Annotated in this window: 11 protein-coding genes; 2 read left to right on the forward strand and 9 right to left on the reverse strand. The window is 66.1% G+C overall.

Features of this window, described 5'->3' with window-relative positions:
• Positions 1 to 42: 42 nt before the first annotated feature.
• Positions 43 to 396, reverse strand: a complete 354-nt coding sequence (locus tag ACHWRX_RS14960) for a DUF6481 family protein (RefSeq protein WP_394659779.1) — start codon at positions 394 to 396, stop codon at positions 43 to 45.
• Positions 397 to 628: 232 nt separating this feature from the next.
• Between ACHWRX_RS14960 and ACHWRX_RS14965 the strand changes: the two genes are divergently transcribed.
• Entirely contained in the window at positions 629 to 1,084 is a 456-nt protein-coding gene (locus ACHWRX_RS14965; protein ID WP_394659789.1) for a YaiI/YqxD family protein, read from the forward strand.
• Here the strand turns inward: ACHWRX_RS14965 and ACHWRX_RS14970 are convergent.
• The 4 genes from ACHWRX_RS14970 to ACHWRX_RS14985 form a co-directional block, all read right to left on the reverse strand.
• The gene (locus ACHWRX_RS14970) at positions 1,079 to 1,981 is read right to left on the reverse strand and encodes a pirin family protein (RefSeq protein ID WP_394659780.1); all 903 of its coding nucleotides are present in this window, start codon (positions 1,979 to 1,981) and stop codon (positions 1,079 to 1,081) included. The two genes, ACHWRX_RS14965 and ACHWRX_RS14970, sit on opposite strands and share 6 nt — an antisense overlap.
• A gap of 175 nt (positions 1,982 to 2,156) precedes the next feature.
• Positions 2,157 to 3,566, reverse strand: coding sequence for an efflux transporter outer membrane subunit (locus tag ACHWRX_RS14975; protein WP_394659781.1), 1,410 nt, complete (start codon positions 3,564 to 3,566; stop codon positions 2,157 to 2,159).
• Between the two features lie 14 nt (positions 3,567 to 3,580).
• Complete coding sequence (locus ACHWRX_RS14980) at positions 3,581 to 6,775, reverse strand: efflux RND transporter permease subunit (protein ID WP_394659782.1); 3,195 nt, start codon at positions 6,773 to 6,775, stop codon at positions 3,581 to 3,583.
• Positions 6,776 to 6,843: 68 nt separating this feature from the next.
• Positions 6,844 to 8,121 carry an efflux RND transporter periplasmic adaptor subunit gene (locus ACHWRX_RS14985; RefSeq protein ID WP_394659783.1) on the reverse strand — a complete coding sequence of 426 codons (1,278 nt, stop codon included), beginning with the start codon at positions 8,119 to 8,121 and terminating at the stop codon, positions 6,844 to 6,846.
• A gap of 372 nt (positions 8,122 to 8,493) precedes the next feature.
• Here ACHWRX_RS14985 and ACHWRX_RS14990 point away from each other — a divergent pair, with 372 nt between their 5' ends.
• Positions 8,494 to 9,462, forward strand: a complete 969-nt coding sequence (locus tag ACHWRX_RS14990) for an isoaspartyl peptidase/L-asparaginase family protein (RefSeq protein WP_394659784.1) — start codon at positions 8,494 to 8,496, stop codon at positions 9,460 to 9,462.
• A 143-nt stretch (positions 9,463 to 9,605) separates the two neighbouring features.
• On the opposite strand, the gene ACHWRX_RS14995 is transcribed toward ACHWRX_RS14990, so the two are convergent.
• The 4 genes from ACHWRX_RS14995 to ACHWRX_RS15010 form a co-directional block, all read right to left on the reverse strand.
• Positions 9,606 to 10,949, reverse strand: a complete 1,344-nt coding sequence (locus ACHWRX_RS14995; RefSeq protein ID WP_394659785.1) for a PepSY-associated TM helix domain-containing protein — start codon at positions 10,947 to 10,949, stop codon at positions 9,606 to 9,608.
• Positions 10,946 to 11,524, reverse strand: a complete 579-nt coding sequence (locus tag ACHWRX_RS15000; protein WP_394659786.1) for a hypothetical protein — start codon at positions 11,522 to 11,524, stop codon at positions 10,946 to 10,948. The genes ACHWRX_RS14995 and ACHWRX_RS15000 overlap by 4 nt, the downstream gene beginning before the upstream one ends.
• A complete protein-coding gene (locus tag ACHWRX_RS15005) occupies positions 11,524 to 13,671 on the reverse strand; it encodes a TonB-dependent siderophore receptor (protein WP_394659787.1) in 2,148 nt (715 codons plus the stop codon). The genes ACHWRX_RS15000 and ACHWRX_RS15005 overlap by 1 nt, the downstream gene beginning before the upstream one ends.
• Before the next feature lie 449 nt (positions 13,672 to 14,120).
• Complete coding sequence (locus ACHWRX_RS15010; RefSeq protein ID WP_394659788.1) at positions 14,121 to 14,987, reverse strand: acyl-CoA thioesterase; 867 nt, start codon at positions 14,985 to 14,987, stop codon at positions 14,121 to 14,123.
• Between the last annotated feature and the right edge of the window lie 110 nt (positions 14,988 to 15,097).

The following is a 15,097-nucleotide window of genomic DNA, read 5'->3' on the forward strand; positions in this document are numbered from 1 at the left end:
GGGGGCGTAGAAACCTGACAGCCTCACCCCACGTGCAAGAGCTTACTTGCGACGAGCCTTCCGCGCCGCGTAGCGAGCATCGCGCGCGGCCTTGAGCTCTTCCGCAGTCTTGGGCTTGGGCTTGGCGGCTTCGGCAGCCAGACGTGCTTCTTCTTCCGCCAGGCGCGCCAGCTCGGCGGCTTCTGCTTCGGCAGCGGCCTTTGCCTCACGCGCGGCCTTGGCGGCGGCACGCTTTTCATTCTCGGCCTGTTCCTTGGCGGCGGCGCGGGCGGCACGCTCGGCCAGCACTTCAGGGCTGACCTGAGGTTTCGCCTTCAATTTGGCGAGCGCCTTCGCCTTTGCTTCCGCGGCGGCTTTCACGCGGTCTTGAAACGCCGGCTCCTTGTATCCTGCCATCAATTGTTACTCAGTTCCTTGAATTGCTATGGTTGGTGCAGCGAAGCCGCAAGGCCTGACCTAGCACCAGCATTTACGATGGCAGCGAAATACGAGCCGCAAATCGGCTCAGGACCGATACCATCATGGTCAGCGAACGCGCCTGTAGCACATTTCGTTGCAAGGCCAAGCCGCTTGCGGAACTATGACATGGTTCGTCATCGCACGATCCTTTGTTTATGAAGGCGCGATGTTGCAGATTCTGATCGACGCCGATGCCTGTCCCGTCAAGGAAGAGACGTATCGCGTCGCCACGCGGTACAAGGTGCCCGTGGTGGTGGTCAGCAACAGCCCGATCCGCACGCCGCGCGATCCGTTGATCTCACGCAAGGTGGTGAGTGACGCCTTCGATGCGGCGGATGACTGGATCGTGGAGCAGGCAGGCCCCGGCACCATCGTGATCACCGCCGACATTCTGCTGGCCGACCGCTGCCTGAAACTGGGCGCGGACGTGGTGGCGCCCAATGGCAAGCCGTTCACCACGTCCTCGATCGGCGGCGCCATCGCGGTACGGGCGATCATGGCGGACTTGCGCGCCGGGGGTGACGTGGTGGGCGGCCCGCCGCCGTTCAGCGCCAGCGATCGCTCCCGCTTCCTCTCCACGCTTGACCTGGTGGTGGGAAAACGGAAGCGGGCAGCCGGATCATGAATTGTCGGGCAGGGGAATGAATTCGTCGTCCCCCGGCACCCGCGCGAAGCGGCCTTCGCGCCAGTCACGCTTGGCCTGATCGATCCGCTCGGCCGAGGTTGAGACGAAGTTCCAGAAGATCTGCCGCGCTTCCGGGAACGGCTCGCCACCCACCAGCATCAGCCGCGTATCGCCCGTGCCGCGCAGGACGATTTCAGCACCCGGCTTGAACACCACGAACTCGCCGGTTTCGAACCGGCCCTCCTGGCCGACGATCTCCACCGCGCCGGAAACGACATAGATCGCCCGCTCCACATGCTCGGCCTTGAGCTGGTAGCGCGCACCGTCTGCCAGCAACAGGTCGGCGTAGAGCGTGTCGGAATAGGTCTTTACCGGGGATCGCAGTCCATCCGCCTGGCCCACCACCAGGGACAGGCGGACGCCTTCGGCCTCGGTCGTGGGGATCTGGTCTGCGGCATAGTGATCGAACGCGGGGTCGATCTCCTGGTCGGCGGCGGGTAGCGCGATCCATGTCTGGAGCCCGAACAGCGGGCCGCCGGTGCTGCGCGCCGAGGCCGGGCTCCGCTCGGAATGGACGATGCCCGATCCTGCCGTCATCAGGTTCACCGCGCCGGGTCGGATCGTCTGGAGCGAGCCTAGGCTATCGCGATGCTCGATCTCGCCTTCGAGGAGATAGGTCAGCGTGGAGAGACCGATGTGGGGGTGAGGGCGCACGTCCAGCCCCTCGCCGCCGTGAAACGCGGTCGGCCCCATCTGGTCGAAGAAGATAAAGGGACCCACCATCCGCCGCTGTGCAGAAGGCAGCGCGCGGCGCACGGTGAAGCCGTCTCCCAGATCGCGCACCGGGGGCAGGATCACCAGGTCCACGCTTTCGGCGTCGCTCGATCGGATGGTCATGGGTCGTCTCCTCGTTCGTGTGTCGTTGATGAGGGTCTAGCCGATCGCGGGGGCCGTGTTCAGTGGATTAAAGTGGACGCAACTGTTCGAGATTGTTGAATAGTTCGCCGCCTTTTTCGCTCGACACGAACGGGAGGGGAGGGAGCTACACTACGGGGGAAGGGTTGTGGCCGGTTCAAGTCGTGCCCGTCCACGACCCACCCAGCGCGCGGAACAGATCGACCTGCGCGAACGCCACATCGCGGGTGGCGGCGGCGTACTCCGCCTCGGACTGAGCGAGGGTGCGCTGCGCATCCAGCACGTCTAGGGCATCGATCTGCCCCCGTCGTTGGCGGGCCAGGCCGACATTGGCCGCACGCTCGGCAGCGCTGCGGGCCGAGGCGAGGCGCTCCTTGCGCAGCAGGGCGTTGCGATAGTTTGACAGGGCCGTCTCGGTTTCCTCCAGCGCCCGCAGCACGGCGCCGTCGAACGTGGCGAGATCGGCCTGGGTATCGGCGCGCGCGGCCCCGATCCGGGCGCGGATACCTTCCTGGTTGGGAAAGGCCCAGGAGATCAGCGGTCCCAGCAGCCAGCGCAACGGTCCGCCGCCCAGAATATCTCCGCCGCCGATCGCCGTGGTGCCGATGGCCCCACCCAGCGAAATGCGCGGGTAGAGGTCCGCCGTGGCGACGCCGATGCGCGCGGTGTCTGCCGCCAGCCGTCGCTCCGCCGCCTTAACATCGGGACGGCGCGCCAGCAGGGTGCGCCCATCGCCGACCGGGATCGGCCGGCTGACGTCGGGTGTATCGCGGCGGACACGTGCCGCCTCCGGCAGGTCCTGCGGGGTGCGCCCGGTCAGGGTCGCCAGGCGGAACAGCGCGCCCTCGCGCGCGGCCTGCAGCGCCGGGATCATGGCCGCCTGCTGCTCGCGCAATTGCGTCACGCGGATCACGTCCAGGCGCTGATTAAGGCCGCGTTCGAACCGCGCATTGGTGATGCGCTCCGATCGAGTGAGCAGGTCGACCGTGCTTTGCGCCACGGCGATCTGTTGCGCGGCGCTGGCGGCGTCGACATAGGCGCGCACGGTATCGGCCACCACTGTCACCCGTACCGCGTCGGCGTCTTCCTGCGCGGCGGAGAGATCGGCGCGGGACGCCTCGACGCCGCGCTTCACCCGGCCGAACAAGTCCAGCTCGTAGGAGATGTTGAACTCACCATCGACGACGCGGTTCTCCCGGTCCATGCCAGGCAGCACCTGCATCGCGGAGGAGCGGCTCTGCCGGACCGAACCCTGAACCCCGGTCTGCGGCAGGGCCAGGTTGCGTGAACCGCGCAGCTGCGCGCGGGCCCGCTCGATCCGCGCCACCGCCACGCGTACGTCAGTGTTGGCGGCCAGGGCATCGCGGACCAGGCCGTCCAGCACCGGATCGTCATAGAGCCGCCACCAGTTGCCGTCGGGCTCGGCGGTCGACACCACCGGAGATGCGCTGCCGATGAACGGCGTGGCGGCGCTGGGCGGGGTCGCAGGGGCGACGAAGTCCGGCCCGACCGCGCAGGCGGAGAGCGCCGTGGCGGTCAGCAATGCCGCAAGGGATTGCTTCAACATGCTCATATCTCCTGTCACTCAGCCGGCAACGCGGTGGTGTCATGGCCGTGTGCGATATTGGGCGCGGGGCGGGGTTTGCGCCGCAGCCGCTCGGCTAGATTGCGGCACACGACGTAGAAGGTGGGAGTGAAGATCAGCCCGAACCCGGTCACGCCGACCATGCCGAAGAACACCGCCGTGCCCAGCGCCTGGCGCAGTTCCGCACCGGCCCCTTCGGCAATCACCAGCGGCACCACGCCCAGGATGAAGGCGAAGCTGGTCATCAGGATCGGACGCAGGCGCGTGCGGGCGGCGTGGACGGCGGCATCGATGGTGGACATGCCCTCCTCCTCCGCCTGCTTGGCGAACTCGACCACCAGGATCGCGTTCTTGGCCGCCAGCGCGATCAGCACGACGAGGCCGATCTGGGTCAGGATGTTGTTGTCCAGCCCCCGGATCTGCACGCCCAGCATCGCCGCGAACAGGCACATCGGCACGATCAGCACGATGGCCAGAGGCAATGTCAGGCTTTCGTACTGAGCGGCCAGCACCAGGAAGACAAAGAACACCGCCATGCCGAACACGATGCCTGCGGTATTGCCGGCCGTGCTCTGCTGATAGGCGATGCCGGTCCACTCATGGCCATAGCCGGCAGGCAGGTTAGCATCGGCGATGCGCTCCATCGTGGTCAGCGCCTGTCCGGTCGAGTGGCCGGGGGCGACGCCGCCGTCCACCTCGATCGCGCGCTGCAGGTTGTAGCGCACCACGCGGTAGGGGCCTGTCTTGTCCTCAAAGGTCGCCACGGAGCCCAGCGGCACCATCGCGCCGGTGATGGAGCGGGTCTTCAGGTTGGCGATGTCCGCCGTCGATCCGCGATAGGGCGAGTCCGCCTGCGCGGTGACGCGATAGGTGCGGCCCAGCAGGTTAAAATCGTTCACGAACGCGGAGCCGAGATAGACCTGCAACGCCTCGAACACGCGCTGCACCGGCACGCCCAGCATGTCCGCCTTGGCACGATCGACATCGGCAAAGACGCGCGGGGTCGCCGTGTTGAACAGGCTGTAGACCTGTTTCAGCTCGGGCGCCTGATTGGCCTCCTTCAGCAGCGGGGCGATGGCCTTCTGCAACTCGGCGTAGCCACGGCCCTCACGGTCCTGCACGATCATGCGATAGCCGCCCGCCGGGACGATGCCGTTGATGGTGGGCGGCGGCAGAAGAACGATCTGCGCCTTGTCGTAGCCCTTCATCGCGGCTTGCGCCTGTTCCATGATCTTGGCGTACGTCGCGCCGACCTTGGCCCGGTCCTCGAAGCTTTCGAACGGGAAGTAGATCGCGGCGGAATCGGGGGAAGCGGTGCGCGAAGGCCCGTGGAGCCCGGCGAACATCACCGCGCCGCGAATGCCCTTGATCGGCAGGATGCGGGCGGCCATTTCGCGCGCCACCTCGTCGGTGCGGGCGAGCGAGGAGCCCGGCGGCAGGAATGCGGCGGCCATGAAGTAGCCCTGGTCCTGCTGCGGCACGAAGCCGGCAGGCGTGGTCCAGAACAGGCCCAGCGTCGCCAGGATCAGCGCGGCATAAGTCGCCATCATCCGCAGCGGGGCCTGCACCAGGCGGTGAGTAAGCCCGGCATAGCGCTCGCTCATGCGTTCGAACCCGTGGTTGAACTTGTCCCCGGCGCTCTGCACCCACTGCTTCCAGCGCGGTGCGGTCGTCGGCACGCGCTCACGATGCTTGAGCAGGATCGCGGCGAGGGCGGGGGACAGCGTCAGCGAGATCAGCAGCGAGATCACGGTGGCGGTAGAGATCGTCACCGCGAACTGCTGATAGAACGCGCCCGAGATGCCGCTGATGAACAGCGTCGGCACGAACACCGCGCACAGCACCAGCACGATCGCCACCAGCGCGCCGGACACCTCGTCCATGGAGCGCCGTGCCGCATCGATCGGGCGCATGCCGTCCTCGATATAGCGTTCCACGTTCTCGACCACGACGATCGCGTCGTCGACGACGATGCCGATCGCCAGCACCAGCCCGAACAGCGACAGGTTGTTGAGCGAATAGCCCAGCGCCGCCAGCATCACGGCGGTGCCGATCAGCGAGACCGGAATGGCAACGATCGGAATGATCGCGGCGCGCCAGTTCTGCAGGAATACCAGGATGACGATGACGACCAGCACCACCGCCTCGAACAGGGTGTGATACACCGCGTCGATCGACTGGCCGATGAACTCGGTGGGGTTGTAGATCACCGAATATTCCATGCCCTTGGGGAAGGACTTGGCCAGCGTATCCATTTGCCCGCGCACGGCCTCCGCCGCGGCCAGCGCGTTGGAGCCGGGCCGCTGCATCACCGCCATGACCACGGTGGGCTTGTTCGAAAGGTAGGTGTTGGTGTTGTAGTCCTGCGCGCCCAGTTCCACGCGGGCGACATCGCGCACGCGGACCTGGCGGCCATCGGGATCAGTGCGGACCACCACGTCCGAGAATTGTTCAGGCGTCTGCAGGCGCCCCTGCAGCTCCACGCCCACCTGATAGGCGTTGCCCTTGTCATAGGGCGGCGCGCCCAGCGCTCCGGCGGAAACCTGCACGTTCTGCGCGCGAAGGGCCGACACGATCTCTCCGGGGGTCAGGTCCATCGCGGCGGCGCGGCCCGGATCGATCCAGATGCGCATGCCGTAGTCGCGCGCACCATAGAGCCGCACGTCGCCCACGCCTTCCACGCGCGCCAGCTTGTCGCGCACCTGGGTCAGGGCATAGTTGGAAAGGTAATCGCGCGGCAGGCTGCCATCGGGCGATTGCAGGTTCACCACCATCAGGAAGTCCGGCGACGTCTTGTTGGTGACGACACCCAGCTGCTGCACTTCGGGCGGCAGGCGCGGCGTGGCGACGGCGACACGGTTCTGCACCAGGACCTGCGCGGCATCCAGATCCGTGCCGATCTTGAAGGTCACCGTGATCGTGGTCTTGCCGTCTCCCGTGGACTGCGAGTCCATGTAGAGCATATCATCGACGCCGTTGATCTCCTGCTCGATCGGCGCGGCCACCGTATCGGCCACGGTCTCGGCGGAGGCGCCGGGATATTGTGCGCTCACCGTGACGGTGGGCGGCACGATGTTGGGATATTGAGAAACCGGAAGGCCGAAAAAGGCGAGCGCGCCCACCACGGTGATGATCACCGCGATGACGCCCGCGAAGATCGGCCGGTCGATGAAGAACCGGGAAAATCGCATGAGCTGTGTCCCTGCTGGGCGCGCGAGGGCGCCGGGGATTTATCTGGATCGGGCTGAGAAGCGCGAGATCAGTTTAAGGTCGCCTGCGCCGCCATCGGCGCGTTCGGACCGGCCGCCGGACCAGGCGGAGCCTTCGTAGGCGCGATCCGGCCGGGCTTGGCATCCACCTTTGATCCTGCGACCGCCCCGGCGAAGTTGCTGATCACCACGCGGTCATCAGGCGCAAGGCCGGACTGGATCACGCGCAATCCATTGACGAGGGGGCCCAGCTGTACCGGCTTGGCGGCAACCACGCCGTCCTTGCCGACCACCAGCACCACCTTGCGCGCCTGGTCGGACTGGACGGCCTGATCGGGCACCAGCATCGCGCGGACCTGGCCGCTTTCCGCCAGGCGCATGTTGCCGAACATTCCGGGCGTCAGGAAGCCGTTGGGATTGGGCACCACCGCGCGGATGCGGATCGTGCCGGAGCGCGGATCGAGGCCATTGTCGGTAAAGTCCAGCCTGCCGTTCCAGCGATAGTCGGCCTCGTCCTGCAAGCGCACCTGCACGTCGGCGGCGGCTTGCCCGGCCTGTCGCTGGCGCTGCGTCTTGAGGAAGAGCGCTTCGGAGGCATCGAAGTTGAAGTAGATCGGATCGACCGCGTTGATCGTGGTCAGCAAAGTGGCCGTGGCCGCGCCATCGCCTGATACCAGGTTGCCGATGTCCACCTTGCGATCGGACACGCGGCCCGAAATCGGCGCGCGCACGGTGGCGAATTCCATGTCGAGCGAGCGGCGGTTGAGCCGCGCCTGCGCTCCTGCAAGCGCCGCTTCCGCCGCCCGGACCTTGGCGCGCAGCTGATCCACCTCGCTGGCGGCCATCGCCTCGTCCCCGGTCAGCCCGGCGACGCGGCCATAGTCCGACCGGGCGAGCGTCAGGGCGCTGCGAGCGGAGGCGACATCGGCCTGCGCCTCGGCCAGCGCGGCGCGGTACGGCCGGGGGTCGACGACAAACAAGGCCTGGCCCTGCCGCACGAAATCACCGTCATGGAACAGGATCTGCGTCACCGCGCCCGATACGCGCGGGCGAACCTCCACGGTGCGGCTGGGGGCGAAACGGCCCACGAAATCGTTCCATTCCGTCACTTCGCGCACCAGCGGCGCGGCGATCTGGACGGCGGCGGGCGGTGGCGGCGCGGCATCGGCCTGCTGTCCGGACAACATCTTCCAGCCGATACCGGCGACCAGCACCACCGCGATCACGCCGATCGCGGTATTGCGGCGGCTTCGGCGCGGGCCTGCGGCGGGCTCCGCCGAAAGATGCCGCTCGTCGGTGGGCAGCGGAATTTTGATAGGCGAGTTCACTGGCGATGCTCCGGCGAATAAGGTCTGTCCGCCGCCGTTTCGGCGCGGCAGCGGCAGGCGAGCCTTTGGGGCCGCGCCCCAAGGCACGACCTTGCAAGGCCGATCGATGGCACGCCCGGAAAGGGCGCATGGATTGTTGTTATTTTTTTCGGAAGCTCAGCAGCTGAGTGTCGAGGTTCCGCTCCCATGAGGATTACTATACCGTTTGGTATATAAGGCAGTCGCCGACTGCGTCAACCGGTTTTGTACCAGAAGGTAATCTATTTGCACGTTCTTTGTTACAACTGTGAACGGCATGTTCATGCTCAGCCTTGGCAAGTGGCGTATTTCCGGGCTTTGACCGGCTACGCTGGTCTTCGCTAAAAGTGCCTAATGACAGATCAGACAAACACCGCGCGCGATGGCATCTTCGATTCCGGGGGCTGGGTGCTCCAGGTCCACGGCGGTGCCGGCGCGATGCGGCGGGGCGAACTGGACTCGGCGCTCGAAACCGCCACGCATGCCGGGCTGACGCAGGCGCTGGTGGCAGGCGCGGCGATCCTGCGCCGGGGCGGTGCGGCTCTGGACGCGGTGGAGGCCGCAGTGCGCGTGCTGGAAGATGATCCGGCGTTCAATGCAGGCCACGGCGCGGTCTTCACGGCGGACGGGACGATCGAACTGGACGCGGCGGTCATGGACGGCGCCACGCGTGCAGCCGGAGCCGTTGCTGGTGTTACCCGCGCGCGCAACCCCGTCACTCTGGCCCGCGCGCTGATGGAACAGACGCCCCACGTTCTGGTGGCTGGCCCCGGTGCCGATCGCTTCGGCGAGGAAGTCGGCGTCGAGCAGGTCGATCCCACATACTTCCACACGGCGGAGCGCTGGCGGCAGCTGGAAAAGATGCGCGAGTGCGGGCAGGGCAAGGCCGTTTTCGATGCCGACGTGAAGTTCGGCACCGTGGGCGCGGTGGCGCGCGACAGCCAGGGCCACCTCGCCGCCGCCACCTCCACCGGCGGCCTCACCGGCAAGCGTCCCGGCCGGGTCGGCGATTCGCCGTTGATCGGGGCGGGCACGTTCGCGGATGATCGGTCCTGCGCGGTATCGGCCACCGGCTCTGGCGAGTTCTACATCCGCGAAGGCGTAGGCCATGAGATCGGTGCGCGCATCCGCTTCCTGGGTGAAAGCGCGCAAGTGGCGGCGGACGTTGTGCAGGCGGAGACGAAAGCGCTGGGCGGCGAAGGCGGCCTGATCGCGATCGGCCATGATGGCGCGGCGGTCTGGTCGTTCAACACGCCCGGCATGTATCGCGGGCGCGTTGCCGCCGATGGCGAAATGACGGTGGCGATTTATGGCGATGAGTAGGGCGGCGGTCTAAGGGTTTCGGGCGCTGCGGTGTCTCGACTTCGCTCGACACGAATGGAGGAACAGGCGCGGTAGCGGCTTCCCCCAAGTTCGTCAGCGCCGCGAAAGCGTGAAACCATTTCCCGCCTGAAGCGGCCCGACCCTCACCCCAGCATCAGCATCGCCGGTAAGAGAAGGCCGAAAGCCGCCATCGCCTGCACCGCCTTGCGAAAGCGCACGTCGGCAACCGAGGGGATCGAAGCCAGCAGGATCATCACCAGGCCGATCCAGAAGATCGCCACCAGCGGCGCGCCGTTGCCCAGGGCCTTGCGGGCGACGAAGGTCATGCCCAGCATGAACGGGCTGCCCCACACCACGCCATCCCACAATCGGTGCAGGCGTGGCTCCACATGGCCACGGCGGCGGCGCTTGCCCAACCAGATGAACACTCCGGTCGCGCAGATGCCGGTCAGCGCGGCGCCCAGCACAAGGTAGGCCAGCTTCACCGGCAAGCCGCCGAAATTGCCGAAGTGCAACCCGTAGATCGATGCTCCGGCCTGCTGCCCGATCGCGCCATCGGACAAGCCCGCGATGCCCAGCAGCCGCCCGCGCGCGTCGTAGCGATAGCTTTCGCCAAAGATCAGCCGATGCGGATGACGGGCCGAGACGACCACTTCCTGTCCAAGCGTGCCCGGCTCATGAATGGTGACGTAGGTAGGCACCGCCTGCGGATAGGTGCGGGTGAAATTGGTGATCACGGCGGCGACATCGGCGGGCGGGGCGGGCTGCGCGTTCGGCTTGCCCTCCGGCCCGAACAGCGGCGCGTAGACCGCTTCCACGTTGCCGTCCTTGAATAGCGCGGCCAGGCCCATCGCGGTCACGCTGCCCAGCCCGATGATCGCGCCGGTCAGCGCCAGCGCGGTGGAGAAGGGCAGGGTCCAGACCGAGAGGCGGTTGTGCCAGTCCGCCAGGCCGACGCCGTTGCTGTCCCGCGCGCGCAAGTTGAAGGCATCGCGGAAGACGCGGGGATGGGCGATGATACCCGTCAGCGATAGCGCCAGCAGCATCGCCCCCAGCGCACCCACCACTGTCAGCCCGACGACGGAGGGCAGGTTAAGCGTGTAATGCAGCGCGATCAGGAAGTCCGACCAGGCGATCTCTTCCGGCCCGGCGATCGTGCCGTCCGGGTTGAGGTGGACCGCGCCGGTGTCCGTGGTGATCGTGGCGCGCGGAAGGTCATCCACCGGCATGTGAACGAACAAGTGAGTGGTGGTGGGCTTGCCCTTTTCGCTCGCCAGCACCGCCTCCACGCCGCGTTGCACGGCCTGGGGGGCGATCGCCGGCATCTCGGGCGCGTCGCGCTGCTCCAGCCGCTGAAGCTCGGGATAGAACACGCTGATCGTGCCCGTCAGGCAGACGATATAAAGCAAGGCGCTGGTCAGCAGGCCGATCGCCGCGTGGGCGGAAAGCGCGCGCTTGACGCTGGAGGGTTCGGGCGCTGCCGTCATGAAAGCACTCCTAGCGCGAGACAGGGCCAAAGCGGAAGACTGGCGAAGGCCAGCAAGCGGAACTGCCCGCGCCGGTCGCTCTCCATCAGCAGCAGATACGCCAGCACGGCCCATGCCAGCGGGGTCAGCGTCAGCGCCAGGAAGAACGCGTTAGCTTCTCCCGCGCCGGTGAACAGCAGGAGGCTGGCCCCGGCCACGGCGATGCCGATCCCCAAAATACCCGCGATCAGCCCCACCATGATGAACGTCAGCACGCGTCCCATCAGGCGCAGCGGTTCGCCCCGCTCGGCGATGATGCCAGCGCGGCGGTTTGAGGCACGCATCTTGCCTGGGCGGCAGCGAAAGGCTGCCCAGGCGAGCAGCACCAAGGCGGCGCCCATCGTCCATAGCGCGGTGACCGAGGTGCCCCAGGCGCCCGCTGCCTGCCAGCCCAGCACGGCTCCGGTCAGGATCAGCAGCCAGCCCGCCAGGTTCAACGGATGCGAGCGGCGATCCTGCTGCCAGGCATAGCGCAACACGCCCACGCCCAGCATTCCGGCAAGCGATCCAGTGAGGAGAACGCCGCCCAGCGCCATCAGAAGCGGTAGCTCACAGTGCCGAACACCTGCCGCTCTTCGCCCATGAAGCAATCGCCCCGCGCCAGGCAGGCGGAGTAGAAGCGCTTGTCCAGCAGGTTCGTGGCGTTGACCGAGAAGGTCCAGTGTTCGCGCCAGCGCAATTCGGCCAAGGCATCGACCAGTGTGTAGCTTGGCGTGCGCAAGCCGTTGGGGAAAAAGGATTCGCTATAGGACTTGTTCGCTCCGGAATAGCGCACGCCCCCGCCCAGCAGCAGCCTCAGTTCGTCCGACAGATCGAACGGACGCGAAGCCCACAGGGAGGCGTTGTACTTGGGCACGTTCTCCATCTGCTTGCCGATTTCATAGGCGTAGGTCGACTTGGACACCGCCGCGTCGTTGTAGCTGAAATTGGCGACGATCTGCAGGCCGCCGGGGAAGGTGGCGTTGCCTTCCACTTCGATGCCCTTCGACGTGCTTTCGCCGACCTGGCGCTGGCCACTGGCACCCGGAGTGACGGCAACTGGCGTGTTGGTCTGCTTGATATGGTACCCTGTCACCGTGAGGATCGCCCAATCGGTGGGGTGGAACTTCACGCCCGCTTCGAACTGGTTGCCGCGCTGGGGTTTATAGACGCGGCCATCGAAGGCCAGGCCGATGATCGGGTCGAAGCTCTGGGTAAAGCTGAAGAAGGGCGAGACGCCGTCAACGACATCGGCGATGATGCCGGCGCGGAACGTCGTCGCGCTTTCGTCCAGCGCGCGGATGCCGAAGCTATTGGTCGTCACCTTGTCACGACGCGCGCCCAGCACCACCGACGCACGGTTGGCGATGCGGATCTGGTCCTGCAGGTAAAAGCCCAACTGCTTTTGCACCGTGTCGTCACTGAGAGCCGCGCCGCGTGGAAGGCCGCCCCCGAAATCGGACAGGGCATCGTAATTGATGTTGTAGATGTCGATGTATTCCTGGCCGAGTGCGCCGACCTTGCGCACGCGGCTGCGGCTGTAATCGACCCCGGCCAGAAGGACGTGCTCGATCTGGCTGCCGGTGTTAAACGTCCATTGCAGGTTGTTGTCGGTGGAAAAGATCTCCATCCGCGCCTTGCTGGTCTCGAAATAGTTGCCGATGATCCGCTGCGCCGGATCGGGGATCGCCACACCATCGGCATCAAACTGGCCCGGCAGCACATAGGGGTTCAGCGGATTGGCGTAGCTGTTGGGATAGTGCGTGCGGTAATCCACGTCGCTATCGATGTAGCGGGCCTTGAGGCTGATCTTCACCGCATCGTTGAAGCGGTGGCTGATCATGCCGGTTCCTTGCAGCAGGCGGCCGTCGTAGCGGTCCCAGCCGGGCTTGCCGATGAATAGATCGTTGCGCAGCTTGCCGTTGGGATTCGGCAGAATCGTACCGACCAGCGGCAGGAACTGCGCGGTCGAGCCGCCATCGTCCTCTTGATAGAGGCCGAGCAGCGTGACGTCGGTCTGGGCCGAGGGCCGCCAGGTGAGCGAGGGGGCGATCATCACCCGATCGTCTTTCACGAAATCTGTCTGCGTATCGGCATCGCGCACGCGCGCGGCGATCCGGGCGGCCAGCGTGTCGCTCAGCGGGCCGGTGAGATCGGCCAGCACTTCCTTGCGATCGAACGACCCGTAGCGGACCGACACTTCGCCGCCCGTCTCGAACTGCGGCGCCTTGGAGACAAGGTTGAACAGGCCGCCGATCGAACCTTGGCCGAACAGCACCGAGGCCGGACCGCGCACCAGCTGTACGGCCGAGAAGTTGTAAGGATCGGCCGGGATCGTGGCGTAGTAGCTGAATACATCGCGCATGCCGTCACGGAACTGCTGCGCGTTGACGCCGCGTACCTTTACGCCGTCGATCCGGCTGTCCCGGCCATAGGGGTTGGTCTGAACGCCCGAGACATATCGCAGCGTATCACTGACGGAGAGGGCGCCCTGCTGGGTGAACAGTTCATCGGTGACGATGGTAACCGGCTGCGGTGTCTGTAAGGCGGGGGTGTCGGTCTTGGTCATCGCGCCGCTGGCGGCGCGCGCACCGGTTACGATGATGGCGTCCGCCGGCTGCTCTTCTTCCGCGTGAGCGGGGAACGCAACGCTCAGAACGGTCAGCGCGGTTCCGCAAAGCGCGGTAAGACGAAGCCGGTGCATACAGGTATTTCCCTCCGTTGATTGCCCGCTCGATAATGCGAGTAACTCGCAATAACAAGAAGAGAGTTATAGGCGGCACAACGGAAACAATTTGACACAAGTAACCATATGGGTTATACAGCCACGCATCCGGCTAGGCGATGATCACGCAGCGCCGGTGTTTCGAGCCGGCGCCGTGGGCGGAGAGATGCGACGAAATCGTGTCACGTTCCCCAGCGCTCGCGCACAGGTATGTCGTGAAGGGACCGGCTCGACTTGCGAGCCCTATGGCTGGTTCCACATGCCTGCGTCAGGGCCGAGCCGAGGTTCCCACGCCATCGGCCGTTCGCACACAGTGGCTTTTCCCGCGCTCTCCAGCGAAGAGCGCCCCGGTGCCGGCTCGATGTCCGTCCCGTAAACCTCCTGGCGTTATCCCACGCTCGCCGGTGGGCGTCCGCGCTTGTCCGCGGTCACGGACGGTGGCGGATCAGGCCTTCCTGCGTCATGCTGGCGATCATTCCGCCATCCTGCGTGAAGATCGTCCCTCGCGCCAAGCCGCGACCATGCCCCGACCAGGGACTGTCCATGGTATATAGCAGCCATTCGCCCAGCGGTGGAGTCTCATGAAACCAGATCGCGTGGTCCAGGCTGGCGGACTGGATATCTGGAGAGGACCATCCTTTTTCATGGGGCAGCAGCGCGGTGTTGATGAGGCCGTAGTCGCTCACGAGCGCCAGCGCGGTCCGCGCTTGTACTTCGTCTAGCCCGGCGGGCAGGCGGAACCAGGCGCACTGGCTGGGAAGGCCGGGCATCCCGACTGACGGATCGGCCCCCTTCGCGTCGATCTGGCCCACACGCATGTCCAGCGCGAGCGCAAGGTCGCGAAAAGGCCAAGGTAACGTTCCCATCGCCGCCGTAAGAAAGTCGGCCAGCGGCTTGGCAGCCTCCGGGCCGGGCGGTTGCGGCATCGGGCCGCGATAGGCCAGGCCCTCTTCGGGGCGCTGGAACGAGGCTGCCAGGTTCAAGATCGGCCGTCCGTCCTGCAAGGCCACGACCCGGCGATTGGCGAAACTGCCGCCATCGAAATCGCGGATGACCCGGTAGATCACGGGGCGCGTGATGTCCCCGGCGCGCAGAAAATAGGCATGAAGCGAGTGGGCGGCCCGACCCGGCTCTACGGAGGCGACGGCGGACGCCAGCGCCTGCGCGATCACTTGCCCGCCGTAGATCCTGCCGCCTTCTTCGGGCCGCGCCGCGCCGCGATAGAAGTCGGTATCCAGTTCCTCCACTTCCAAAAGGCGCTGAACCTCGAAGACGGAGGCTTCCTGCTCGTTCACGATACCTGGCCCTTTGCCTCGCCGTGATGTTCGCGCAGCCAGTCCTGTGCCTGCTGCTCGATCGATCCCAGCTCTTCCAGCGTCTGTTCGATGGCCTGCTTCTGTTTGGC

Source organism: uncultured Novosphingobium sp., from assembly GCF_964277725.1.
GTDB lineage: Bacteria > Pseudomonadota > Alphaproteobacteria > Sphingomonadales > Sphingomonadaceae > Novosphingobium > Novosphingobium fluoreni.

What these genes read in the sequence shown, in the direction of transcription:
- ACHWRX_RS14975 (WP_394659781.1), bottom strand. Translation starts at nt 3,566, where the DNA reads ATGTTGAAGCAATCCCTTGCGGCATTGCTGACCGCCACGGCGCTCTCC.
- ACHWRX_RS14995 (WP_394659785.1), bottom strand. Translation starts at nt 10,949, where the DNA reads ATGACGGCAGCGCCCGAACCCTCCAGCGTCAAGCGCGCGCTTTCCGCC.
- ACHWRX_RS14970 (WP_394659780.1), bottom strand. Translation starts at nt 1,981, where the DNA reads ATGACCATCCGATCGAGCGACGCCGAAAGCGTGGACCTGGTGATCCTG.
- ACHWRX_RS15005 (WP_394659787.1), bottom strand. Translation starts at nt 13,671, where the DNA reads ATGCACCGGCTTCGTCTTACCGCGCTTTGCGGAACCGCGCTGACCGTT.
- ACHWRX_RS14990 (WP_394659784.1), top strand. Translation starts at nt 8,494, where the DNA reads ATGACAGATCAGACAAACACCGCGCGCGATGGCATCTTCGATTCCGGG.
- ACHWRX_RS14980 (WP_394659782.1), bottom strand. Translation starts at nt 6,775, where the DNA reads ATGCGATTTTCCCGGTTCTTCATCGACCGGCCGATCTTCGCGGGCGTC.
- ACHWRX_RS15000 (WP_394659786.1), bottom strand. Translation starts at nt 11,524, where the DNA reads ATGGCGCTGGGCGGCGTTCTCCTCACTGGATCGCTTGCCGGAATGCTG.
- ACHWRX_RS14960 (WP_394659779.1), bottom strand. Translation starts at nt 396, where the DNA reads ATGGCAGGATACAAGGAGCCGGCGTTTCAAGACCGCGTGAAAGCCGCC.